The 22677-nt window shown below is 59.7% G+C and carries 24 protein-coding genes; 16 read left to right on the top strand and 8 right to left on the bottom strand.

Features of this window, described 5'->3' with window-relative positions; translation table 11 throughout:
* The first annotated feature begins 161 nt into the window (after positions 1 to 161).
* Positions 162 to 1544, top strand: coding sequence for an IS1380 family transposase (locus PYV00_RS12105; RefSeq protein ID WP_275228525.1), 1383 nt, complete (start codon positions 162 to 164; stop codon positions 1542 to 1544).
* Between the two features lie 545 nt (positions 1545 to 2089).
* On the opposite strand, the gene PYV00_RS12100 is transcribed toward PYV00_RS12105, so the two are convergent.
* The 5 genes from PYV00_RS12100 to PYV00_RS12080 form a co-directional block, all read right to left on the bottom strand.
* Complete coding sequence (locus PYV00_RS12100; RefSeq protein ID WP_275228524.1) at positions 2090 to 3529, bottom strand: NAD-dependent succinate-semialdehyde dehydrogenase; 1440 nt, start codon at positions 3527 to 3529, stop codon at positions 2090 to 2092.
* Positions 3530 to 3648: 119 nt separating this feature from the next.
* Entirely contained in the window at positions 3649 to 4614 is a 966-nt protein-coding gene (locus tag PYV00_RS12095) for a ketopantoate reductase family protein (RefSeq protein WP_275228523.1), read from the bottom strand.
* A 6-nt stretch (positions 4615 to 4620) separates the two neighbouring features.
* A complete protein-coding gene (gene dmpG, locus PYV00_RS12090; protein ID WP_275228522.1) occupies positions 4621 to 5658 on the bottom strand; it encodes a 4-hydroxy-2-oxovalerate aldolase in 1038 nt (345 codons plus the stop codon).
* The gene (locus PYV00_RS12085; RefSeq protein WP_275228521.1) at positions 5655 to 6599 is read right to left on the bottom strand and encodes an acetaldehyde dehydrogenase (acetylating); all 945 of its coding nucleotides are present in this window, start codon (positions 6597 to 6599) and stop codon (positions 5655 to 5657) included. The genes dmpG and PYV00_RS12085 overlap by 4 nt, the downstream gene beginning before the upstream one ends.
* Before the next feature lie 3 nt (positions 6600 to 6602).
* A complete protein-coding gene (locus PYV00_RS12080; protein WP_275228520.1) occupies positions 6603 to 7385 on the bottom strand; it encodes a 2-keto-4-pentenoate hydratase in 783 nt (260 codons plus the stop codon).
* Between the two features lie 104 nt (positions 7386 to 7489).
* On the opposite strand from PYV00_RS12080, the gene PYV00_RS12075 reads away from it, so the two are divergent.
* Positions 7490 to 8290, top strand: coding sequence for an IclR family transcriptional regulator (locus PYV00_RS12075; protein ID WP_275228519.1), 801 nt, complete (start codon positions 7490 to 7492; stop codon positions 8288 to 8290).
* 56 nt (positions 8291 to 8346) lie between these two features.
* Here PYV00_RS12075 and PYV00_RS12070 read toward each other — a convergent pair whose 3' ends face one another.
* Positions 8347 to 9696, bottom strand: coding sequence for an MmgE/PrpD family protein (locus PYV00_RS12070; RefSeq protein WP_275228518.1), 1350 nt, complete (start codon positions 9694 to 9696; stop codon positions 8347 to 8349).
* A 44-nt stretch (positions 9697 to 9740) separates the two neighbouring features.
* Positions 9741 to 10592 carry an SDR family NAD(P)-dependent oxidoreductase gene (locus PYV00_RS12065; protein WP_275228517.1) on the bottom strand — a complete coding sequence of 284 codons (852 nt, stop codon included), beginning with the start codon at positions 10590 to 10592 and terminating at the stop codon, positions 9741 to 9743.
* Positions 10593 to 10763: 171 nt separating this feature from the next.
* Here PYV00_RS12065 and PYV00_RS12060 point away from each other — a divergent pair, with 171 nt between their 5' ends.
* The 7 genes from PYV00_RS12060 (at position 10764) to PYV00_RS12030 (ending at position 16696) form a co-directional block, all read left to right on the top strand.
* Positions 10764 to 11714, top strand: a complete 951-nt coding sequence (locus PYV00_RS12060; protein ID WP_275228516.1) for an amidohydrolase family protein — start codon at positions 10764 to 10766, stop codon at positions 11712 to 11714.
* Positions 11715 to 11721: 7 nt separating this feature from the next.
* Positions 11722 to 12066: a carboxymuconolactone decarboxylase family protein gene (locus tag PYV00_RS12055; RefSeq protein ID WP_275228515.1), complete on the top strand. Its 345-nt coding sequence runs from the start codon at positions 11722 to 11724 to the stop codon at positions 12064 to 12066.
* Positions 12063 to 13046: an NAD(P)-dependent oxidoreductase gene (locus tag PYV00_RS12050; protein WP_275228514.1), complete on the top strand. Its 984-nt coding sequence runs from the start codon at positions 12063 to 12065 to the stop codon at positions 13044 to 13046. The genes PYV00_RS12055 and PYV00_RS12050 overlap by 4 nt, the downstream gene beginning before the upstream one ends.
* 95 nt (positions 13047 to 13141) lie before the next feature.
* Positions 13142 to 13600, top strand: a complete 459-nt coding sequence (locus PYV00_RS12045; RefSeq protein ID WP_275228513.1) for a MaoC family dehydratase — start codon at positions 13142 to 13144, stop codon at positions 13598 to 13600.
* Positions 13597 to 14496: an HpcH/HpaI aldolase/citrate lyase family protein gene (locus PYV00_RS12040; RefSeq protein WP_275228512.1), complete on the top strand. Its 900-nt coding sequence runs from the start codon at positions 13597 to 13599 to the stop codon at positions 14494 to 14496. The genes PYV00_RS12045 and PYV00_RS12040 overlap by 4 nt, the downstream gene beginning before the upstream one ends.
* 39 nt (positions 14497 to 14535) lie before the next feature.
* Entirely contained in the window at positions 14536 to 15465 is a 930-nt protein-coding gene (locus PYV00_RS12035) for a 3-keto-5-aminohexanoate cleavage protein (RefSeq protein WP_275228511.1), read from the top strand.
* Positions 15466 to 15529: 64 nt separating this feature from the next.
* Positions 15530 to 16696 (top strand): acyl-CoA dehydrogenase family protein, encoded by a 1167-nt coding sequence (locus PYV00_RS12030; RefSeq protein ID WP_275228510.1) that lies wholly within the window; start codon positions 15530 to 15532, stop codon positions 16694 to 16696.
* On the opposite strand, the gene PYV00_RS12025 is transcribed toward PYV00_RS12030, so the two are convergent.
* Entirely contained in the window at positions 16690 to 17103 is a 414-nt protein-coding gene (locus tag PYV00_RS12025; protein WP_275228509.1) for a lipocalin-like domain-containing protein, read from the bottom strand. The two genes, PYV00_RS12030 and PYV00_RS12025, sit on opposite strands and share 7 nt — an antisense overlap.
* 147 nt (positions 17104 to 17250) lie before the next feature.
* On the opposite strand from PYV00_RS12025, the gene PYV00_RS12020 reads away from it, so the two are divergent.
* The 7 genes from PYV00_RS12020 to PYV00_RS24420 all read left to right on the top strand — a co-directional run.
* Complete coding sequence (locus PYV00_RS12020; RefSeq protein ID WP_275228508.1) at positions 17251 to 18471, top strand: CaiB/BaiF CoA transferase family protein; 1221 nt, start codon at positions 17251 to 17253, stop codon at positions 18469 to 18471.
* Positions 18472 to 18651: 180 nt separating this feature from the next.
* Positions 18652 to 19848, top strand: coding sequence for a CaiB/BaiF CoA transferase family protein (locus tag PYV00_RS12015; protein ID WP_275228507.1), 1197 nt, complete (start codon positions 18652 to 18654; stop codon positions 19846 to 19848).
* Between the two features lie 41 nt (positions 19849 to 19889).
* Positions 19890 to 21101, top strand: coding sequence for a serine hydrolase domain-containing protein (locus PYV00_RS12010; RefSeq protein WP_275228506.1), 1212 nt, complete (start codon positions 19890 to 19892; stop codon positions 21099 to 21101).
* 30 nt (positions 21102 to 21131) lie between these two features.
* Positions 21132 to 21593 carry a MaoC family dehydratase N-terminal domain-containing protein gene (locus tag PYV00_RS12005; protein WP_275228505.1) on the top strand — a complete coding sequence of 154 codons (462 nt, stop codon included), beginning with the start codon at positions 21132 to 21134 and terminating at the stop codon, positions 21591 to 21593.
* Entirely contained in the window at positions 21590 to 21988 is a 399-nt protein-coding gene (locus tag PYV00_RS12000) for a MaoC/PaaZ C-terminal domain-containing protein (protein WP_275228504.1), read from the top strand. Before PYV00_RS12005 ends, PYV00_RS12000 begins: the two co-directional genes overlap by 4 nt.
* A gap of 17 nt (positions 21989 to 22005) precedes the next feature.
* The gene (locus PYV00_RS24425) at positions 22006 to 22386 is read left to right on the top strand and encodes an alpha/beta fold hydrolase (protein ID WP_428981630.1); all 381 of its coding nucleotides are present in this window, start codon (positions 22006 to 22008) and stop codon (positions 22384 to 22386) included.
* Positions 22310 to 22677, top strand: a 368-nt coding sequence (locus PYV00_RS24420; RefSeq protein ID WP_428981631.1) for an alpha/beta fold hydrolase, incomplete at its 3' end; no start/stop codon positions are given. The genes PYV00_RS24425 and PYV00_RS24420, both read left to right, overlap by 77 nt.

The raw sequence follows: 22677 nt of genomic DNA, 5'->3' as shown, positions 1-22677 counted from the left end.
CATTGCCCTCACTGTAGATGCACCCTCGCCAGACATTCCAACGCACTTCTGCCAAAGTAGTGCTAGCCCGGATATCTCAAAGATAGGGGGTGCATCGGGGCTCTGATTGTGGGAAAGTTCTTCTGCAACAAAGACATAACCAAGAGCAGAGGTATTCCCCGATGCCGACAGAGTGTAGCGCAAAGAGTTACGGATTTGCACGTGTAGAATCGCGCGCGGTTGTGGCGGCGTTCGACGGCGGGGCGGTGACGAGCGATGCTGGCGGGCTGCTGCTGGGCGCCACTGACCGCGCGATCAGGCTGGTGGAGCGCTTTGCCGGGTGTTTTGCGGATCATCGTCGCGCGGATTTGATCGAGCATGAGGTGCGCACGCTGGTTTGCCAGCGGGTGTTTGGGATTGCGCTGGGCTACGAGGATTTGAACGACCACGATCAGCTGCGTCATGATCCGGTGATGGCAAGCTTGGTCGGCAAGCTCAGCGCGCATCGCAAAGACTGCGCGCCGCTTGCCGGCAAGAGCACGCTCAATCGGCTCGAGCTGAGCCGGCCTGAGCCGACGAAATACCATAAAGTGAGCCATGATCCGGCAGCAATCGAAGCGCTGTTTGCGACGATGTTCCTCAAGGGGCACGCCAAGCCGCCCAAACAGATCATCCTCGATCTCGATGCGACCGACGATCCGATCCATGGGCATCAGGAAGGGCGGTTCTTCCACGGCTATTATGATCACTACTGCTATCTGCCGCTCTACATCTTCTGCGGCCGCCACCTGCTCGCCGCCAAGCTGCGGCCGTCCAACATCGACGGTGCGGCGGGCGCGCGCGAGGAGGTCGAACGGCTTGTCGGGCAAATCCGTGCGAGTTGGCCAAGGACGCGGATCCTGCTGCGCGGCGACAGTGGCTTTTGCCGCGAGGAGCTGATGGCCTGGTGCGAAGCGAACCGGGTCGACTATCTGTTCGGACTTGCGCGCAACGATCGTCTGGTCAGCAGGATCACAAAGGCGTTGGCCGAGGCCCGCGCGGAAAGCCGCGAGACCGGCAAGGCCGCCCGGCGCTTCAAGGACTTCGGCTACCGCACGCTGAAGAGCTGGAGCCGCCAGCGCCGGGTCGTCGCCAAGGCGGAGGTGACGCAGGGCGACACCAATCCGCGCTTCGTCGTGACCTCGCTCTCACGCACCGAGGCCGACGCGCAGCACCTTTACGAGAAAATCTACTGCGCGCGTGGCGAGATGGAGAACCGGATCAAGGAATGCCAGGCTGACCTGTTTGCCGACCGCACGTCCACCGCCACCCTGCGCGCCAACCAGCTGCGCCTCTGGTTCGCTTCAATGGCCTATGTCCTGCTGGGTGCGCTGCGCCGGATCGGGTTGCGCTTCACCCAGTTCGCCAACGCCACCTGCGGTACGATCCGTCTACGCCTGCTCAAGATCGGCGCGCTCGTTACCACCAGCGTCCGACGTATCAAGATCGCCATGGCATCGGCCTATCCCTGGCGCGACGAATGGGAGCTCGCCCACGCCTTCCTCTGTGCAGCCGGCGGCCGCTGACGAACCAGACAGCGCACAGTCCAACAGCGCCGAATCCCGCCAACTGCTGCCAGCGGACGGTGCCGCTTGTCCTCACCTCGTGAAAAAACCGGTTCTACGCTCGCTCGACAACGTGACGGGAGCACAAGCTGGCAATCCTTCCCCTTCACCTCCCACTCTCGGTCGCCGTTTGAGAAAATCAGGCTAGACATTTGCTGCCATCGATTTCGCAACGTCCTGCCCGATACAGTCTGCCGGTCCTCGTTCCGTCGGGAGTCCGGAGTTCCGCATGGCCTGTCGGTGCCCTCGAACTCGGAAAGCGCAATAGTGTCGATCAAAGCGCGCAGCCGCTTTTCAACCAGCCCGACCGTTCGGACGGCGCCGCCTGTAGGTTAGCGCGCCGAACTGTCGATGCGACGGTTAAATTGGCAATGACCGCACTATCGCCAGGACCATATGATGAGTACCATTGACACGAATTCTTCCTTCATGAACGATTTCGGCCGTGCACTTTTCTTTATTTAGCGCCAGTCGAGAAAGTTCATCATTTTCTAGCTGCATCGAAATTAAACTCCCAAGCAGAGATACTTGATCTCCATATAATCGTCGAGGCCGTGGCGCGACCCTTCGCGGCCCAGGCCCGATTGTTTCACCCCACCAAAGGGCGCCACTTCCGTCGATATCAGCCCTGTATTGATACCTACGATACCCGCTTCGAGCGCCTCGGCCACTCGCCAGACGCGACCGATATCCCGCGTATAGAAATAGCTGGCGAGGCCGAATTCAGTATCATTCGCCAGAGCAATCGCATCCGCCTCGTCCCTGAACCGGATGACACCCGCTAATGGGCCGAATGTCTCCTCGCGTGCCAGTTTCATATCGGGCTTCACATTCGCCACTACCGTAGGTTCGAAATAATTTTCGCCTCGAATGCTGCGCTTGCCGCCGGTCAGGAGCGCAGCGCCGCCGGCGAGCGCATCTTCAAGATGAGCTTCGACTTTGTGAACCGCTGCGATGTCGATCAGGGGACCGATCATCGTTCCCTCATCCATGCCATACCCAACCGGCAATGTGCTGACGCGTTGGGCCAGCTTGGCGACAAACTCGTCATAGACCGTGTCTTGCACGTAAAAGCGGTTGGTACAGACGCATGTCTGACCACAGTTACGGAACTTGGAAACGACAGCGCCTTCAACGGCCGCATCGATATCTGCATCATCGAACACGAGGAACGGCGCGTTCCCGCCCAATTCCATCGAAACTTTCTTCACCGTATCGGCGCAAGCCCGAAGCAACAGTCGTCCAACTTCAGTCGAACCGGTGAAGGTGAGCTTGCGGACGAGCGGATTGCGTGTCATCTCGCCGCCAATGGCCAGGGCATCGCCCGTAACGACATTGAACACACCTGGGGGGAGTCCTGCCTGCTCTCCGAGCGCCGCCAGGGCCAAAGCCGAATAAGGAGTTGCCGGCGCAGGCTTGAGGACCATTGTGCAGCCTGCCGCCAAAGCAGGCGCAAGCTTTCGCGTGACCATCGCACTGGGGAAATTCCACGGCGTTATCGCCGCGACGACACCGACACCTTGCCTGAGCGTCACGATACGGCGGTCTGCTGCATGACCCGGCACGACTTCGCCATAGGCGCGCTTGCCTTCTTCGGCGAACCATTCGAGAAAGGATGCGGCATAAGCGATCTCGCCCTTGGCTTCGAGGAACGGCTTGCCCTGCTCACGGCTGAGGATGGTGGCAAGCGCCTCCTGATTGGCCATCATGTGCTCATAAAAGGAGCGCATGATGCGCGCACGTTCGTCGGCGGTCCTGGCGCGCCAGGCGGGCAGAGCTGTTTGAGCAGCGCCGATGGCGCGTTGGCATTCAGCCGTTCCCATCTGCGGTACCGAACCAATCCGTTCGCCATTTCCGGGATCCACAATGTCGGCGGTCGCGCCATCATCGGCATCGCACCATTCCCCATCGATAAAACATTGGTGCTTCAACCAGAGAGAAAACATCTTCAAAAATCCTTCAGCGTCTTCAAAATCGACCGCATTTGACGGCCCTGTTTTCGTTCAAATGTTCATGGTTTGTCTCGATGTGCCGCCACAAAGCGCACTGACTGATCGTCCAGCGATCACCCAATCACATTGGTGAGGTCCAATCCGCGGCGGAGCATAAGATCCTCGATCCGTCTGAGCGCGGGAAGCCCAAGCCGGGTCTCCTCGCCCATCCTCAGCGCGGCGCCCGCCAGCGCCCGATACTCGGAAGGGCCGCCTCTTTCGAAGTCTCGTTGCAGGGATGTGGTGGCGTCGGCGGGAAATGTCGCGATCAAAGCCAGTGTTCGCGCAACGAAATCGGCGGACAAGGCAATGCCCTTATGGGTCGCCAACAGGACCAATTCGCGCAATGCAGCATGCAAAAGCCGACAGCCGATCGGATCGGACAGGAGCTTTCCTGCCGGTATGTCGAGCGCTGCGCCTACCCCTCCCAGGGCGGCGGCGAGCACAAACTTCTCCCAGAGATCGCGTTCAATATCGCTTGACGCCTCGGCTGCGATTCCCGCTTCGGTCAGAACTGCGCCGACTTGCGCCGGGCCGCCATCGTCAAGCCCATGGACGAGGCCGTAGCAGATCGACGGGGCAACTCCGATATGCCGAACCTGCGCGCCATCAAGCACGAAAAAACCATGGAGACGGCCAGCCACGACGGTAACCTGTGGGCACCGCCGGGCGACTTCTCCGGGCGCATCAATTCCATTCTGCAGTGTCAGAATTGTGCTGTCCGTGCCAAGCTTCGACGCGAGCCGGTCGAGAACGCCTTTGACGGCAAAAGACTTGACGCAAAGGATCACCAGTCCAGGCGCAGAATCCACCTCGCCCCAGTCCGCCGCGCTGACGGACATGTAGGTGCTCGCACATCCGCCGCCCAACAGGATGCCGCCACGCCGCAATTGCTCGAGGCGCTCACCACGCGCGACGAGCGTGACCTTTCTCCCCGTTCGCGCCAAAGCGGCGGCGAGGAAACTGCCTACCGCGCCGGCTCCGATTACCAGGATCGACGGCGAGGCCTGCTGATCAGTGTTAACGGGAACAGCAATCAAAAGCGCTTACCCGGCTTCTTGCGCATGTCTGACCATGTCAAGTGCAACGTCGACGATCATGTCTTCCTGACCGCCGACCATCTTGCGCCGACCGAGTTCCACCAGAATCGAGCGCGTGTCGATGCCATGCTCGACCGACGCCTTTTCCACATGGCGCAAGAACGAGCTGTAAACTCCGGCATAGCCGAGCGTCAGGGTCTCACGATCCACCTGAACAGGACGATCCTGAAGCGGGCGCACAAGGTCTTCGGCTGCATCCATCAGAGCAAACAGATCGCAGCCATGATTCCACCCGTAGGTTTCGGCCGCGGCAATGAAGACCTCAAGCGGCGCATTGCCGGCTCCTGCGCCCATGCCGGCCAACGAGGCGTCAACCCGGATCGCCCCGTTCTTCACTGCGACGAGCGAATTCGCGACACCGAGGCTGAGATTGTGATGGGCATGAACCCCCCGTTGCGTCTCGGGCTTGAGCACCCGGTCATAGGCTCGCAAGCGCGCGGCATATTGGTCCATATTCATCGCCCCGCCGCTGTCCGTGACATAGACGCAATGGGCTCCGTAATCCTCCATCAACTTGGCCTGTTGAGCGAGAGGCTCGGGCGCAGACATATGGCTCATCATGAGAAAGCCGGAAACGTCCATTCCCAGTTTTCGCGCCGCCTCGATATGCTGCTTGCTGACGTCCGCTTCAGTGCAATGTGTCGCGATACGCACCGAGCGCACACCCAGTTCGTAGGCCCGCTTGAGGTCATGCACCGTGCCGATCCCGGGGATCAACAGCGTCGTCAGCACCGAATGTTCGAGCACCTCGGCGACTGCACCGATCCAGTCCCAATCGGTATGTGATCCGAAGCCATAGTTGAAGCTCGATCCCTGCAGTCCATCGCCATGGGCGACCTCAATCGCATCCACTTTGGCTTGATCAAGTGCCCTGGCGATCGCTTGCACATGATCAAGCCCATATTGGTGGCGAATGGCATGCATGCCGTCGCGCAGGGTAACATCCTGGATGTAGAGCTTGGTTTGGGTCGGATCGAAAGTCATGCTGTGGCTCCCAATTGCAGGCGCGCGGCGATCTTCTCCGCGGTCTTGAGCGCCGCAGAAGTCATGATGTCGAGATTTCCCGCATAGGCGGGCAAGTAGTGCGCAGCTCCTTCCACTTCGAGAAAGACCGAGACCTTGAGCCCGGTAAACTCTCCGTTCATTTCTGGAATTCGCAGCGGTCGATTGGAGCCGATATGCTCAAACTGGACCGCCTGCTTCAGTCGATACCCAGGGACATAGCTCTGGACTTCAGCGACCATCTCTTCGACCGAATGAGCAATGGCGGCCTGATCGGCTTCTTCGCAGAGGCAATAGACCGTATCACGCATAATGAGCGGCGGTTCGGCCGGATTGAGGATGATGATCGCCTTACCGCGACCGGCTCCGCCGACGTCGACGATCGCGTGACTCGTCGTTTCGGTGAATTCGTCGATATTGGCGCGCGTGCCTGGTCCTGCGCTCCTGGACGAGATCGATGCGACAATCTCGCCATAATGAACTTTAGCTACTCTGTTGACCGCTGCCACGATCGGAATTGTCGCCTGTCCGCCACATGTCACCATATTGACATTGGCCGCGTCGAGATGATCCGTCCCATTGACCGGCGGGATCACATAGGGGCCGATCGCGGCGGGCGTGAGGTCGATCACGCGCTTGCCGTGAGCCTGAAGCAGTTCATTGTTGCGCCTGTGCGCGCCCGCGCTGGTCGCATCGAAGACAATGCAAATGTCCGCGAATTCCGGCATTGCGATCAGACCGTTGATGCCCTCCGATGTGACGGGGACACCCAATCGGGCTGCGCGCGCCAGGCCGTCCGATTGGGGATCGATGCCGACCATCGCGCCCATCTCGAGGGTTTCTGACAGACGCATGATCTTGATCATCAGGTCGGTGCCGATGTTGCCCGAACCGATGATTGCAACCTTGATCTTATCAGCCATTTGTCAGGCCTTTCCAAAAGTGAACGAACATTCGCCAATGCCGCCGACAATCGCACGGACATGATCGCCCGGATTGATCGGCACCATCGGTCCGAGCGCACCTGCAAGTACGATATCGCCCGGCGCCAAGGGTTCACCCCGGGCCGCAAGCGTTCGCGCGAGCCAGGCGGTTGCGTTGAGTGGATTGCCGAGCGCCGCGGCACCGACTCCCAACGAAGCAATGGTGCCGTTGATTTCCATCACCATTCCGGCGGTATAAATATCAAGACCGCTCAACTGCTTACCTGCTTCGGAGAGCACGAAGAACGCAGACGAGCCATTGTCGGCGACCGTATCGGCGAACGTGATCTTCCAGTCCGCGATCCGGCTATCGACGACCTCGATCGCCGCATGAACACTCTCGATGGCGTTGGCGACGTCCTCTGGCGTCGTACCAGCGTCCGGCAGCTTCCTTCCCAGAACGAATGCAATCTCGGCTTCCGCTTTGGCTTGAATCGACCGGGCCGGATCAAGATAGCCGCCGTCATCGACACGCATGTCGTCAAACAATACCCCAAAGTCAGGTTGATCAACGCCAAGTTGCTGCTGGACAGCTTTCGCTGTCAAACCGGCTTTGTGGCCGACAATCCGGCGTCCCTGCGCTTGCCAAAATCTGGTATTGATCGACTGCACATCATAAGCCCCGGCAGCGTCAAGCGGATCGAGATAATCTCGCAGCGGGGCAATCGGACCCGACGCATAGGCTTTACGCAGAAGGCGCGCAGCCGACTCATATTCAACTGTCATAAATTCACTCCTTGTGCGCGACCATACGATCTGATTACGCAGTAACCACGTTGCCTGCCCCGAAATCTCTTGCTTGGTGAGAGATAATGAGCCATCCATGGGGGATGGCCACCAAGTCGGCTTCCACACTCGCAAAGGGCCTGCATCTGCTTTCGGCAATCATTGCCGACGAAGGCCGCACGAGCATGTCTATGGTCGCCAAAAAAAGCGGAATACCGCTTCCAACGGCGCACCGTCTTGCGCTTACGCTCGAAGAGGAGGGGTTTCTCGTTCGCGTTCGCAAAGGCTATTATCACCCCGGTCCTGCATTGAGCATTTCCAGAGAGCCGACGCCCGAGGCGCAGGTTGCGGTGCGCTTGCGGCGACCGCTGGCGCGCCTCGCCCGGACATACGATGCTTTCACCCATTTCGGGATCCTGGATGACGGCATGGTCACTTATCTCGTCAGGGAGACGGGGACTGACGGCGAGCTTTTCACGGCCGAACGGATACAATTGGAGGCATATTGCTCGGCGATCGGCAAGATCCTCCTGGCGGGATTGGCCCCAGGAGAGCTCGACGCCTACCTGGCCAACGGCCCATTTGTGGCGCTCACTCGCAACACACTTACCGATCCGGCCGAAATTCGTCGCGAACTCGATGAGGTGCGAGCGCGCGGTCTGGCTTTCGACCGGTTCGAAATCCGTGACGATCTCTTCTGTATCGCTGTTCCCGTAATGGACTCGGACGGCTTCGGCATCGGCGCCATTTCCGTCAGCGTTCTCGGCGCTGCTCCTGATACCCCAATGATAGCGCGCCTGCGCCGCGCCTTGCGAAAGATAGCCGCTTCTGCGTCCATGATATCTGCAGCGCACGGAGAGAGAAGCGTTGCCTCGCGGGTGGCGCGCGCCCACGGCGGGAATTAACTCCGGCCATTCTTCCTGATTTAAATGTTTGGCGACGCGCAATTGAACGATCCCCATCAAGGCAGCAGGGCGCCGATACGCGCGCCGACATTTTCCGCCGCAGCAATATGCCAGCACGCTTCGCGCAGCTCTTTTGATCGCTCAGGAACAAGCAAGCGCCGGGTGAGTTCGTCGAACTTTGCGTTCAACTCGTCATCGGTCATCGGCCGATCGCCGCTTCCGCGCGCGTTGCGGACATGGCTTTCAATTGTCGTTCCGTCGTCCAGGATGACAGTTGCGATCGCTTGCTCCTTTGCGATTGCCCGATCGCTTTGCGCCTCAACCCTGTTGCCGAGAGCCTGTATCGCCGGATCTCTGAGGCATGCGATTTCCGTTTCGGCGAGTCCTGCCTTTCCCTTTTGCAATGCGCATGCGGCCCAGTGATATACACTTACATGCGACTCCAGCGTCGTTTTGGGCTCGCGCTTGCCGGTCAATGCAAGCACGGCGGGATTGACCTTGAGACGGACGTGACGAATCTCCCCGGCAGCGGGAAGTTGCTGATAAATGTCGAGGCAGGCATCGATCACGGGATGAATGACAATGCCGCAGGGATAAGGCTTGTATCGGTTGCGGAGCATTTCGTGGCGCGCGCCAAGATCCGACAAGAAAAAGTCCGTATCTGCCCCTTTGGCGAAGATATCGAGAAGTCCGCCGCGCGCCTCTAGAGCATCGTCAGTGCAGTCAAAGCCCTTGTCTGCCAGCAGCGCCGCCCACACCCCGGTTCGGGCTGCATGACCAGGTCGGAAATGGCCCGTCATGGTTCCGCCGGTTGCGCGAAATCCGGACGCCTGGGAAGCAGCAAGGCCGATCGCCCATATCATTTTCTGCTCGTCGAGCTCCAGAAGCCGTCCTGCTCCGACCGCAACCCCAATCGGACCGCTGAAGCCATTTACATAGATGTTGGGACTGAAGGTCGAGGGGGGAAGGACGAGCATATTCGCGACCCGGCACTGAACTTCGATACTAAGAGCCAACGCCGACAGAAATGCCTCGCCTCCGACCGATCGAGACTGCGCCACCGCAAACAGTGCAGCTGCCGCCGGACCCGAGGGATGAGCCACGGATGGCAGATGCGCATCGTCGAAAGCCAGTACCGATGATGCGATGCAGTTTACGAAGGCAGCCCCAGCAACGTCGGTGTGCAGGGCCTTACCGATGACTGTGGCAACCGGCTTTGCACCCGTGTCGGCCTGACATGCTGCCGCAGCCGACACCGCATCTTCCTGGCAGCCGCCAACAGCCACCCCGATCCAGTTGAGAAAGGCGCGAACGGCTTCGTGGCGTACTTCCTGCGGCAACAGATCATATCGCGTGCTGACCGCGTAGCGGGCCAATTCCCGCGTGAGGCCGTGCGTCGCTTCCATTTTAGAGCCTCTCGCTGCAAAACGGCGGAACAAGCCAGGGCATCTCAATCGAACTTCCGGTTGGGCGTGGTGGTCTGGAAATGCGGCGAAATGGCGCTAACGCCGGCGTCGATGGGTAAGGTCACCCCGGTAATCCAGCGGGCTTCGTCACTGGCAAGGAAGAGGACCGCGTAGCCAACATCCCAACCCGTGCCTTCGGTCTGAAGCGCGGAAATCCTTCGGCGATAGTCTCTTACATCATCGGGAATGCCTTTGCCGTAGACAACGGGAGTGTAGACGAACCCCGGCGCGACATTGTTGACGCGCACGCCGTGCTTCCCGTGATTGCCCGCCATCGTGCGCGTCATGTTGACAAGCGCGCCCTTCGACGTCGCATAAAGCAGGTTAGGGTGTCCGCCGTGGAGACCGGTTATCGAACCGATATTGATGATCGAGCCGCCACCTCTCTTTCGCATGACCGGAACCGAGTGGCGGGCCATCATCACGATCGACTTGACGTTGATCCGCATGCCGCGATCCCATTCGTCGAGATCCACCTCCGTTGCATCGCCCCGCACCTTGCTCGTCCCGACCACGTTCACCAGAATGTCGAGGCGGCCGTAGCGACGCAGGGTTTCGGTCACCGCCGCGGCGCAGTCGGCGTCGTTGCTCACGTCTCCTGCAATGGTGAAGCACTCTCCGCCTGCTTCAGCGATGATCCGGCCAGTCTCGTTCGCGGCGTCCAGATCGAAATCGAGCAGCCCGACCCGCGCGCCCTGCATGGCAAGGAGGATCGCTGAGGCGCGACCGTTGCCGATGCCGGCGGCCGACGAACCCGCGCCGGACACCAGCGCGACCTTGCCGGCGACCCGATCGCCCTTGGGTGGACATATTGAAGCTGGCTGCGATTCCGCCATTTCCCATTTTCCGATCTTGTGAAAGAATTATGTACCCTGTATCCAAATGACCATCGAATCGCAAGACATCGACGAGTTGCAAGAGCATCGGCCGGCAGGCTCGATAATGAGCTTGTGCGAAGAGGGAGGCACTCACCGTTGAATTCCGTACCAGATCCGGGCCTCCCGATCGTGGACGCGCATCATCATCTGTATCCGAGCAATCATTGGGCGGACGATCATGGTTCTTATCTGATCGAGGAATTTTCCGCTGATCTGCGCGCAGGACACAATGTCGTTGCCACAATCTATGTTGAGTGCGGACAGCATTATCGAACTTCGGGGCCCGAGCATCTGCGCAGTGCGGGAGAGGCCGAATTTGCTGCGTCCGTGGCGCGCGCCGCTCAATCGGGCGCCTATGGACCAGCCTGCATTTGTGATCGGTTCGTCGGCAGAGCCGATTTTATGGCCGGCGAGCGGGTAGAAGAGGTCATAGAGGAACTTGCACTTGCCAGCGACGGCCGGCTCTGCGGACTTCGCTCTCCCGCCAATTGGGATGCGGATCCGCTGATAAACTCCGGGTCGCGTGCGTTCGCGCAACAGGGGCTTATGGCGGAACCGAGCTTCCGTGAAGCCTTGACGCGTGTTTCCCGTCACGGACTGGCGTTCGATGCCTGGCAGTTCTATCCGCAGCTCGGAGAGCTTGCCGACCTTGCCCGTGCATGTCCCGATGCGGTCATTATTGCCGGGCATTGCGGCGGACTGATCGGCAAGGGGCGCTATGCCGGTGGCGACAACTTCACCCGGTGGAAGGCGCGCGTAGCCGAACTGGCGGAATGCTCCAATGTTTTCATGAAGCTTGGCGGGCTCGCGAACGATCGGACGGGCTTCGGCTTTCAACAGCGCCAGGGGAACATCGCGGAAGATGAACTGGTCGCCACCTGGTCGCCCTACATCCTCTCCTGCATCGAAGTGTTCGGTCCGGACCGCTGCATGTTCGAGAGCAATTTCCCGGTCGATATGTGTGCCACCGATTACCGCACATTATGGACCGTCTTCAAAAAGATCGTCGCCGGCGCTTCGGACGATGAGAAACGCGCGCTCTTCGCCGGCACGGCCCTGCGCGCCTACAATTTCGAATAGGATCGCAATGTCAAACCCTTCCTCTTCCAAGCACCGCATCAGGCCCGTCGCGCCCAAACTTTTCGAACTGATCGAAGGCGCCGTCTATGGCGATGTCTGGGAGCGCCCCGAACTGAACAAGCGCGACCGCAGTCTGATCACCGTCGCCGCGTTGGTCGGCATGCGTCAGACCGACCAGCTGCGCTCGCACCTCGAAAAGGCGCTGGCCAATGGCGTCACCCAGGACGAGTTCGGTGAGATCTTCACGCATCTTGCCGTCTACGCCGGCTTCCCCGCCGCGATTTCGGCCGCATTGGTTGCACGGGGGCTATTCGAGGATCGCGGACTGATCGCCCCGGAGCAGGCGCAATGACCGATAGGGATCAGCTGACCATCGGATATGTCGGGCTGGGCATCATGGGCGGACCGATGGCGCTCAACCTGCTCAGGGCGGGATATCGCCTCATCGTCAATGACGTTCGTCGTGAGGCTGCTCAAGCCCAGCTTGCCCTGGGAGCGTCCTGGGCCGACACTCCAGCACAGCTCGCCGCAAGTGCGGATGTCATTTTCACATGCCTCCCCAGCCTTCAGATCATCGCAGAGGTCGCGCTCGGCAGCGGCGGTTTAATCGAGGGGATCCGTTCGGGCAGCGCTTTTTTCGAAATGTCGACCAATTCCCGCAGCCTGCTTGAGAAGCTCGACGCAGCGTTTCGGGAAAAGGGCGCCCATGTACTCGACGCCCCGGTAAGCGGCGGTGCCGGCGGTGCCGTGCGCGGACAGATGGGAATCTGGGTCGGCGGCGACCGCGCCATCTTTGACCGTTTCGAGCCGGTTTTGCGGGTGATGGGCGATATGCCCGCGCATGTCGGCCCGATCGGTTCCGGACTGGTGACCAAGCTTGTTCACAATTGCACCAGCCAGGCGACCCAGGCGGCGATCGCGGAGGTTTTCACGATGGGCGTCAAAGCCGGCGCGGACCCGCTTTCCCTCTGGGCGGCCATCCGTCAGGGCTCGATTGGGCGACGGCGGACATTCGATGGGCTCGTCGATGAATTCCTGCCCGCCGCCTTCGATCCGCCCCATGCTGCGCTGCGCATCATCGAAAAGGATCTCACGCTGGCGACACAACTGGGACGTGATCTGCGCGTGCCGATGCGTTTCGCGAACCTCGCGCTGGCTGACGTCCAGGAGGCGATGAACCGGGGCTGGGGTGACAGGGATGCCCGCTCGGTAATGCTGCTCCCGCAGGAACGGGCCGGCGTGAGCATCAAGGTGGCTCCAGATCAGATCGAGGAAGTGCTGCGCAAGGATCCACCCGCGCCCACGGATACAAAGCGCGGAAGTGGTGGGTAAAGGTGAGCTGCGGCGGAGGCAGGCTTTGAATTCGTTGCAGGTGAGGTGAGTAAGGAAGGGGCGCGCGAAAGCCGCTGTGCGAAGAGTGAGGAAATATGGCTGGACTTTATTTCGACGAGTTTACCGAGGGACAGGTGTTTCGCCATGAAATGAGGCGCACCGTCACCGAGAGCGACAATACCTGGTTCTCGGTAGCAACATGCAATCCGGCAGCCATCCATCTTGATGAGGATTATTGCCGCAAGCATACCGAGTTCGGCACACGCATCGTCAACAGCGCTTTCACCCTGGGCCTCATGATCGGCCTTTCGGTGGGCGACACGACGCTCGGCACGACCGTGGGCAATCTGGGAATGGATGAAGTCCGCTTTCCCAAGCCCGTCTTTCACGGCGATACGATCAGGGCCGAGACCGAGATCGTGACGTTGCGCGATAGCCGATCGCGCCCCGGGCAAGGTATCGTCACTTTCCGGCATCGCGCCTATAACCAGAACGATGAACTGGTCGCCTCCTGTCTGCGATCGGCTCTCATGCTTGGAAAGCCGCAAGCATGAGGATTCCCGTTCGATCGTTCCTGTTCGTTCCTGGGGACAGCGAAAAGAAGCTGGGAAAGGCACGTGAGTCGGCAGCCGATGCCCTGGTGCTTGATCTTGAAGATTCTGTAGCTGCGGGACGGAAGCCGGAAGCGCGGCGCATGGTGGCCGAGTATTTGCGCAGCGGTGCCGTACGTCCGGGGCTCGAGCTATGGGTACGCATTAACCCGCTACGCGGCGATCATGTGCTGGAGGATTTGAGCGCGATCGTCGGAGCGCGGCCGTCCGGCCTGCTGCTCCCGAAGGCGGAAGGGCCGCAGGACATCCGTATCCTCAGTCATTATCTCGACGTTCTGGAGGTGCGAGAGGGACCGACTGACGCCCGAACCGAGATCATCGCCGTTGCCACCGAGACAGCGGCATCGACCTTCGCGCTGGGTGAATACCGAAACGCCGGACTGGAACGGCTTTATGGTATGACGTGGGGGGCGGAAGATCTGAGCGCCGACATCGGCGCATCCAGTAACAAGGATGCCGATGGAAGGCTTTCGCTGACCTATCGTATGGCGCGTAGCAACATGTTGCTCGGCGCCAAGGCGGCTGGCGTCCATGCGCTGGAAACCGCCTATCCTGACTTTCGCGATCTCGAAGCATTGTCGAGTACCTTGACGGGGGCCCGCAGGGAGGGTTTTTCTGGCGGCTTCGCCATTCATCCGGCGCAGGTCGCTCCGCTGAACGAAGCCTTCAGCCCCAGCGCGGAGGACATCGCCATGGCCGAGAAGGTAGTGGCCGCCTTTGCCAGCGCGCCTGACGTCGGAACAATCGGAATCGATGGTCGAATGTTCGACCGCCCGCATTTGACACAGGCGGAAAAGGTGCTCGCGATACGCGATGCCTTTGCCGACCGTGGCAACTGACAGAATCTGCACGCTCATACTGAAAGAAAGTGACAGGCCATGGCCCGTGAAAAAGTGATCATCAGCTGCGCTGTCACCGGCGCTATCCACACGCCGACGATGTCCGACGCGCTCCCTTACACGCCGGACGATATCGCTGCCCAATCCATTGCGGCGGCCGAGGCCGGTGCAGCGATCCTGCATCTTCATGCGCGTCGCCCGGGTGACGGCGGCGTGTCGATCGATCCCGATGACTTCGCCGCATTCCTGCCGCGGATCAAGCAGGCGACGAACGCGGTCGTGAACATCTCGACAGGTGGCAGTCTCCTCAACGCCATCGAGGAGCGTATTGCGCCGGCATTGCGCTTTTCGCCTGAGATGTGCAGCCTCAACATGGGCTCGATGAATTTCTCGTTCCACCCCCTCGCCAAGCGATACGACACGTGGAAGTTCGACTGGGAAAAGGCCTATGTCGAAAACTCGGACAGCTTCATTTTCCGCAATACGTTCCGCGATATCGGCCTCGTTGCTACTTCGCTGGCGCCCCACAACATCAAGTTCGAACACGAATGCTACGATGTCGGGCATCTCTATAATTTGCGCTTCTGCATGGATATCGGTCTGTTCAAGGCGCCGATCTTCATTCAGTTCATCTTCGGCATCCTCGGCGGTATCGGTCCCGAAGTCGATAATCTGATCTTCATGAAGCGCACGGCCGACAGGCTGTTCGGAACCGACTATCGCTGGTCGGTGCTGGGCGCTGGCGGGGCGCAGATGCCGCTCGCGACAACGGCCAGCCAGATGGGCGGCAACGTCCGCGTCGGCCTCGAGGACAGTCTGTTCATCTCACGAGGCAAGCTTGCCGGCTCCAATGCGCAACAGGTCGCCAAGATTCGCGGAATCGTTGAAAGCCTGGGAGCTGAAGTCGCGACGCCGGATGAGGCGCGCGACATTCTCGGCCTCAAGGGCGGGGACAAGGTCAACTTCTAGTCAGCCGGCTGCCAGCCATAAGCGCGGGCGCGGTGGGTAGATCAGGAACGGAAGAAACTGGCTGATGCATTTCGATTATACAGATGATCAGGTCGCCATTCGGGAAGGTGTCGCGGCAGTCGTGTCGCAATTCAAGGATGATTATTGGCGCGCGCGCGACGAAGACGGGAAATTCCCGTTCGAATTTCACAGGGCAATGGCCGAGGGGGGCTGGCTGGGCATCACCATGCCCGAAGAATTTGGAGGCGCGAACCTGGGCGTCGCCGAAGCTGCGATCATGATGAACGAAATCGGACGACATGGCGGCGGCATGGCGTCCTGTTCGACCGTTCACATCAATTTGTTTGGACCGCATCCGATCGTGAAGCACGGGGCGCCTGAGCAGAAGTCCCGCTGGCTTCCGCGATTGGTGGCCGGCCAAGACCAGGTCTGCTTCGGTGTAACGGAACCCAATGCCGGTCTCGACACCACCCGTATCCAGACCTTCGCGCGTAAGGTGCCCGGCGGGTATGAGGTGCGTGGGCAGAAAATGTGGACCACCACAGCACAAGTTGCGAACAAGATCCTGCTCGTCACTCGTACGACCCCTCGAGAGGAATGCGCCAAGCCGACCGATGGCATGACCATCTTTTACACCGATCTCGACCGCAGCAAGGTCGATGTCCAGCTCATTCCAAAGATGGGGCGCAAGGCCGTCGATTCCAATGCGACCTTCTATGACGATTTGTTTGTTCCTGAAGAAGACAGGATCGGCGAAGAGGGCAGGGGCTTTTACTACCTTCTCGACAGCCTCAACCCCGAGCGCCTTCTTGTCGCATCCGAAGCCATCGGGATCGGTCAGGATGCCCTCGCGCGCGCCGCGCGCTATGCGGGCGAACGTGTCGTATTTGGCCGAACGATCGGCAAGAACCAGGCGATACAGCATCCGCTGGCTGAATCCTGGGCTGATCTCGAGGCGGCCTGGGCAATGGTGATGAAAGGGGCATGGCTCTACGATAACGACCGCCCTTGTGCGCCGGAAGCCAACGCTTCCAAGCTACTTGGCGCTCGTGCAGGGTACCACGCGTGCGAGCGCGCGATCTTCACGCACGGAGGGGTCGGCTATGCCAAAGAATATAATGTCGAGCGCCTCTTCCGCGAGGTGATGCTCACCCGTCTTGCACCGGTCAGCGAGCAGATGATCCTGTCCTTCATCGGCGAAAAGGTTTTGCGCCTGGAGAAGAGCTACTGACGTGGTTCGGGCGCAACGAGAACCCAATAGATTTCCCGGCGTTCACCGTCGGGGCGAGTCGGAGGAGCGAGAATTAGCTCGCCGTTTCGCGAGGACATCTCGCGCGGCTGCCTGCTGCCGATCCGCGTGGGATCGGAGGCTCCGTCGATCGTCGTGGTCAGGATATTGCGCTCGACCGTGTAGCGCCCTGTATAGGACGAATAAGCGCGCTCTTCACAGTCTTCGACATCGTGTCGTCCATCCACGAGTTGCGCCATCATCCGGCCGGACCGTTCGAGGACAAGAATGCCGGAGGGGCGCGGTCCCCAGGGATCGCGAATGGGGGAGCCATGCTTGTCGACAGCCGTACTGCGCACGAGGCGCCAGATTCCATAGAGGTTTTCGGGATCTATCGCGCAATCTGTCAAGTGAAGCTCCGTTCTTCCTGTCGCTGTCGCGACTGACATTCAAGATCATGGAAACACAAAGATTCCATCATCCATCAATATTCTGCACATAAACCACAGATGCCGATGTTCTGCGGGCACTATTATTCGAGAAACTGGACAACTGCAATGACCGTCAATGATGCGCACAATGCAAAGCCGCTAACGGGCCTTCGTGTCCTTGAACTCGGCGCCTATATTTCAGGACCTTATTGCGGAGCACTCCTCGCTGCGCTGGGTGCGGATGTCGTGAAACTGGAACCGGTGCGTAGCGGAGATCCCTTTCGCCGCGGGTCCGGCAATCGCGACGCCTATTTTCTTCAGTATAATGCGGGCAAGCGCAGCATCAGCCTGAACCTTAAATCGCCGGAGGGCGTTGCCCTGGTCAAGGCGTTGCTGCCGCGGTTCGACGTCCTTCTCGAGAACAGCCGGCCGGGGAAAGTCGAGGCCTTGGGACTGGGGGCCGATGCCTGCCGGGAAATCAATCCGGGTCTGGTCTATGCCTCGATCTCGGGCTTTGGTCCCGGCGGACCGCTGCGCGATCGTCCTGCCTATGACAGCATCGGGCAGAGCATCGCCGGAAATTATTCGCTCATGAACGATCCCGACAAGATCCAGTTGACCGGCGGTGCCATCGCCGATCTGATCACCGGGATTACGGCCACATGCGGCGTGCTAGCGGGGCTGGTTGGCCGTAATCAGGCGACCGACGGAAGAGGGACGATCGTGCAAACCTCGCTCATGGAAGCGATGTCCTCGATCACCATCGACGCCGTTTCCAATTATTTCGAGCGCGGCGTCAGCCCGACCCGACAATCGCGCCATGGGCAGGCTCAAGCCTATTGCGTGACCGCGTCGGATGGCAAGGCCATCACGCTCCATCTGTCGGTGTCGGAGAAATTCTGGGCGAATGTTGCGCGTACAATCGGGCGTGAAGATCTCGTAAGCGATCCGCGCTTCGCCACCTACCGCCAGCGCCTTGCCAACTACACGGAGCTTGAAACCATCCTCAAAGCCGAATTCCTGAAACGCGGCAGCGCACAATGGCAGGATGCGCTTCTGGCGGCGGATGTACCCTTTGCGCCGGTCAACACTATCGAGGACGTTGTCTTCCATCCCCAGACCGAATGGTTGGGTCAGTTGGAACCGGAGCGCGACGGGCTGGCCCTTGTGCGACCCGCTTTCACATTCGATGGGACGCGACCCTCGCGTGCCTTCGACGCGCCGCTTGTCGGCGAGCATTCATGCGAAATCGCTGGCGAAGTGTTGTCGCGGGATCAAATCCAACGGTTGATCGAAGCCGGAGTATTGTACGACGCGTCAGAGAACGCGACGAATGCCCCGCCATGATCGCGAGACGTGTCGGCAAATAGCCGTGCCGTTCACCCTATCGGTTCTTGTATTCTGGGTACAGAAATGCCAGAAAAAGGGGTGTATGATTTTCAACTTACCGTCTCAGGCGGGAAAGTGAATGAAGGAAGTGTCGTCATCGCACCTCCGACTTCCAATTCGAGAACGGAAACGAACGCAATGAACGCAAACAAGGGGCCCCTCTCCGGAATTCGTATCCTGGACGCCGCCACGTTTCTGGCCGCGCCTTATGCTGCCTCGCAACTGTCTGAATATGGCGCCGAGGTGATCAAGGTAGAACAGCCTGCCGGTGACTCGATGCGCCGCATTGCCCCGCTGCGCGGAGATGTTTCGGTCTGGTGGAAGGTCATCGCGCGCAACAGGAAGAGCGTGGCGCTAGACCTCAACAGTGACGAGGGGCGTGACGTTTTCCGCCAGCTTGTCGCCCAGTGCGACATTGTCATTCTCAATTTCAGACCTTCGGCGCTCAAGAAATGGGGCTTGGAATTTGAAGACCTGGTCAAGGTTCGCAAAGATCTAATCTTCTATCACCTGACCGCTTATGGTGAGGGACCTTATCAGCAGCGTCCCGGCTTCGCTCGCGTCGCTGAAGCTTTTGCGGGACTCACCAATCGCACCGGCTTCAAGGATGGACCGCCGGTGCAGTCAGGCTATGCGATGCTGGGAGACGGGATCGCCGGCATCTACGGCGCCTTTGCGCTGATGTTGGCGCTGCGTCAGCGCGATCTGACCGGGGAGCCCCAGAAGATTGATCTCGGTCTCTATGAGCCGATCCTCAGCATGATGGAGGATATGATCGTCACTTATGACGAAACCGGCTCGCGAATGGAGCGGATGGGCAATTCGAGCCCGCGCTGGTCGCCGCATGGCCTGTTTCAGACCAGGGACGGCCTCTATGCCGTCATCGCCTGCTCCACCGAGAAGCTCTGGCGCCAATTGCGGGCTCTTATCGACGATGAGGAGCTCAAGAGATATGACGACAATTCCAACCTGCGCGTCAGCGAGCGGCCCCAGCTTGAGGGTCGTATCGGCGAATGGACGAAAGGCTATACCCTGTCGGAATTACTTGACCTTTGCGCCAACGCAGGTCTTGCAATCGGCGCGATCTATTCGGCCGAGGAGATTGTCAAGGATCCACATATCATCGCGCGGGGCTCCATTATTTCACTTGATGACGATGAAACCGGCAAGCCGATCCGTATGGCCTCTCCTGCCGGCCGCTTTTCGGGCTTCAAGGGCGATGTGCGGACGCTCGGGCCGCGGGTCGGAGAACATACGGACGAGATTCTCCAGGATCTGCTGGGCTACTCCGAGGGCGACATCAAGGCGCTGCATGAGAAACAGGTCGTGCGCTGATGCGCAATTCGCATTTGCCAATATCTTCGCATGAGGAATCGATGACCCAGCTTAAAGGATTTTGCGATCCACGCTTTCGTGCGGCAGGCGATCTGTTTGCCCGCAATATCCGGTCCGGCCAGGAAACTGGCGCCAGCCTCCACGTTACCATCGATGGTGAGGATGTCATCGATCTCTGGGGAGGCTGGCATGACCGCGAGCATAGCGCTCCCTGGAACGAGCACACCATTGTCAACGTATTTTCGGCAAGCAAGACGGTTGCTTCGCTTGCCGTGCTGCTACTGGTCGAACGGGGGGCGCTCGATCTCGACGCTCCGGTCGCAACTTACTGGCCTGAATTCGCCCAGAACGGGAAGGAGCGCGCGCTGGTGCAGCATATTCTTGCTCATACCGTAGGATTGCCTGCCTGGGAACCTCCGTTCGGCATCGCAGATGCTTATGATACAGCAAGCTCGACCGCGCGGCTCGCGGCCCAGGCTCCGTGGTGGGAACCCGGCGCGCGTGGATCATACCATGCCAGTTCCTTTGGCCATCTTGTCTCCGAACTTGTGCTACGTGTCTCCGGGCGTCGACTGAGCCAGTATATCGCCGATGAGATCGCCGGCCCTCTCGATGCAGATTTCTATCTGGGCTTGCCCGATACGCTGTTCGATCGTGTGGCTACAGTCTATCCGGCACCTGTCGAAGCTGCTCCGTCTGCATCCAAGTCCGCTCCCCAGCCGACTGCCGATCCGGTCACTCCCGATCCTTTGGCAGCGGAGCGAGAAATTCGAGCCCGTACCCGTCAAGGCTCCTTTTCCGGGCAAAAGCGTGATCCTCTCGCTCTTTTCAACTCGCCCGAATGGCGCCAATCGGAACTTGCCGGTAGCAGCGGACATGCCAATGCGCGAGGACTCGGGCGTGTGATGACTGTCCTTGCCAATGGTGGATCGTCGCACGGCGTAAAGCTTCTGTCGGATGCAACGATAGCGCGGATATTCGAGGAACAGTTTGCCGGAATCGATGGCTACTACCTGAAGCCCATTCGGTGGGGCATCGGTTATGCGCTGGCGCCGCTGGAGCACAAGGAGAAGGGGCCCTTGCCATTTCTCCGGCCAGGGCCTCGCACATGCTACTGGTATGGCGCCGGTGGCTCGCTGTCGATCGCCGATGTCGAGCGAGGCGTGACGCTGACCTACGCAATGAATCAATGCCAGGCGGGCAGGGGTTCTTTGAACGCCGGCTATTACGACGCAGTCTACGACAGTCTTTGACGCCCACTGCATCGCAGAAAGGATCGGAACTTGTACATTGATCGCGATGCTGCCCTGCAGCACCCTATCGCTTCCATGCCCTTCGAGGTCGAGCGTGGCAGGATTCGTTTTTTCGCACGAACGATCGGACTGACCGATCCAATTTACAGCGATGTTGAGGCCGCGAGAGCGGCCGGCCATCGTGACCTTCCCGCTCCCTTGACCTTCCTCAGCAATTCCCTGGAGTTGGAGCTCCCGCATCCCTTAGGTTGGCTTGAAGAGGTCGGCGGCGATCTTACGAAGACGACACATGCCGAACAGGCTTTCACATACCATTCGCTTGCCTATGCTGGCGACAGTTTGCTGTTCGAGCGCCGAATCATCGATGTCTACACAAAAAAGGGTGGAGCGCTTGAGTTCGCCGTCAAGCAGACGAAGGTAAAGCGTGATACCGAACTCCTGCTCGAAGCCCGTTGTATTATAGCCCTGCGTCATCCGGAGGCCCTCAAGTGACCACTGTAAACCTGACCGTCGGCAGTGAACTGGCTCCGCTGCAGGTCGAACCCATCACCCGCAAGACCCTGGCTCTCTTCGCCGGTGCTTCAGGAGATCATCAGCCCTCGCACATAGATATCGATGCGGCCAAGGCCAAAGGCCGCGATGACGTTATTGCGCATGGGATGCTGACGATGGCCTATATGTCGCGTCTGTTGACCGACAATTTACCGCAGTCTGCCGTTCGGACGTTCTCTGCGCGTTTCCTCAGTTTCACGCCTGTGCATGCTCGACCCACTTTCAGGGCGAAAGTTATGGCGCTGGAAGGCGCACTCGCAACGTTCGAACTGTCGGCAACGCTCGACGATGGAACGGTCGTCGCAAAGGGTGAGGCGCAGGTCGCGATCGCTTGAGCAGGCCGAGGATCTGAATGCGCTCGCGGGGCATCTCGAATAGCCTGCGGGCCGCTTTGAGCAGCGCGTTATTACGCTACTGCAGATGGCTGCAGACGCGTCTATGTCCTGGTGTGACGAAGCGATCCATCGTCGCCGAGGGTGCGAACATTCACTATCCTGTCGCCGGCAAGGGCCCACCCATTCTCCTGTTTCACGGATGGGCTTGTAGTGCGTCCTCGTGGCGTGGACAGGTCCGCCACCTCGCCGGGCACGGTTTTCGGGTGATCGCGCTTGATCTCCCCGGTCACGGCAAAAAGTGCTGCGCATGGAGGCTATTCGATCGAGGAATTCGCCAGAGCCGTCGAAGCCGTTCGCAAAGATGCCGGGGTAGATCGTCTCCTTTTGGTAGGACATAGCATGGGGTCTTACGTCGTTCGTGAATATGCGGAGCGGTATCCGGCCCGGACATCAGCTATCATCGCTCTAGATGGCATTGTTGACGGTGCCGCTCGCACCTTGCCCCAGCGAGCCAGGGCCCTCCTCGTCGGGGACGCGGAACGCGCAGACCGCCTTCGTTTCATCCAATCCATGTTCGTGGATGAGACGCCGAAACACATCCGTCGGCACGTCGTCAAGATGATGATGTGTCAACGGCGGTCTGATTCCAAGCCAGCGGGGCGGAGTAAAAGCAGGCCATTGTTGATGCA

The organism is Novosphingobium album (ex Liu et al. 2023), from assembly GCF_029076845.1.
Taxonomy (GTDB): domain Bacteria; phylum Pseudomonadota; class Alphaproteobacteria; order Sphingomonadales; family Sphingomonadaceae; genus Novosphingobium.
Note: the sequence above shows the minus strand (reverse complement) of the source record. Positions and strands in the feature narration are given on the sequence as shown.

What these genes read in the sequence shown, in the direction of transcription:
- PYV00_RS12105 (WP_275228525.1), top strand. Translation starts at nt 162, where the DNA reads ATGCCGACAGAGTGTAGCGCAAAGAGTTACGGATTTGCACGTGTAGAA.
- PYV00_RS12100 (WP_275228524.1), bottom strand. Translation starts at nt 3,529, where the DNA reads ATGTTTTCTCTCTGGTTGAAGCACCAATGTTTTATCGATGGGGAATGG.
- dmpG (WP_275228522.1), bottom strand. Translation starts at nt 5,658, where the DNA reads ATGACTTTCGATCCGACCCAAACCAAGCTCTACATCCAGGATGTTACC.
- PYV00_RS12085 (WP_275228521.1), bottom strand. Translation starts at nt 6,599, where the DNA reads ATGGCTGATAAGATCAAGGTTGCAATCATCGGTTCGGGCAACATCGGC.
- PYV00_RS12080 (WP_275228520.1), bottom strand. Translation starts at nt 7,385, where the DNA reads ATGACAGTTGAATATGAGTCGGCTGCGCGCCTTCTGCGTAAAGCCTAT.
- PYV00_RS12075 (WP_275228519.1), top strand. Translation starts at nt 7,490, where the DNA reads ATGGCCACCAAGTCGGCTTCCACACTCGCAAAGGGCCTGCATCTGCTT.
- PYV00_RS12070 (WP_275228518.1), bottom strand. Translation starts at nt 9,696, where the DNA reads ATGGAAGCGACGCACGGCCTCACGCGGGAATTGGCCCGCTACGCGGTC.
- PYV00_RS12065 (WP_275228517.1), bottom strand. Translation starts at nt 10,592, where the DNA reads ATGGCGGAATCGCAGCCAGCTTCAATATGTCCACCCAAGGGCGATCGG.
- PYV00_RS12055 (WP_275228515.1), top strand. Translation starts at nt 11,722, where the DNA reads ATGTCAAACCCTTCCTCTTCCAAGCACCGCATCAGGCCCGTCGCGCCC.
- PYV00_RS12050 (WP_275228514.1), top strand. Translation starts at nt 12,063, where the DNA reads ATGACCGATAGGGATCAGCTGACCATCGGATATGTCGGGCTGGGCATC.
- PYV00_RS12045 (WP_275228513.1), top strand. Translation starts at nt 13,142, where the DNA reads ATGGCTGGACTTTATTTCGACGAGTTTACCGAGGGACAGGTGTTTCGC.
- PYV00_RS12040 (WP_275228512.1), top strand. Translation starts at nt 13,597, where the DNA reads ATGAGGATTCCCGTTCGATCGTTCCTGTTCGTTCCTGGGGACAGCGAA.
- PYV00_RS12035 (WP_275228511.1), top strand. Translation starts at nt 14,536, where the DNA reads ATGGCCCGTGAAAAAGTGATCATCAGCTGCGCTGTCACCGGCGCTATC.
- PYV00_RS12030 (WP_275228510.1), top strand. Translation starts at nt 15,530, where the DNA reads ATGCATTTCGATTATACAGATGATCAGGTCGCCATTCGGGAAGGTGTC.
- PYV00_RS12020 (WP_275228508.1), top strand. Translation starts at nt 17,251, where the DNA reads ATGACCGTCAATGATGCGCACAATGCAAAGCCGCTAACGGGCCTTCGT.
- PYV00_RS12015 (WP_275228507.1), top strand. Translation starts at nt 18,652, where the DNA reads ATGAACGCAAACAAGGGGCCCCTCTCCGGAATTCGTATCCTGGACGCC.
- PYV00_RS12010 (WP_275228506.1), top strand. Translation starts at nt 19,890, where the DNA reads ATGACCCAGCTTAAAGGATTTTGCGATCCACGCTTTCGTGCGGCAGGC.
- PYV00_RS24425 (WP_428981630.1), top strand. Translation starts at nt 22,006, where the DNA reads ATGCGCTCGCGGGGCATCTCGAATAGCCTGCGGGCCGCTTTGAGCAGC.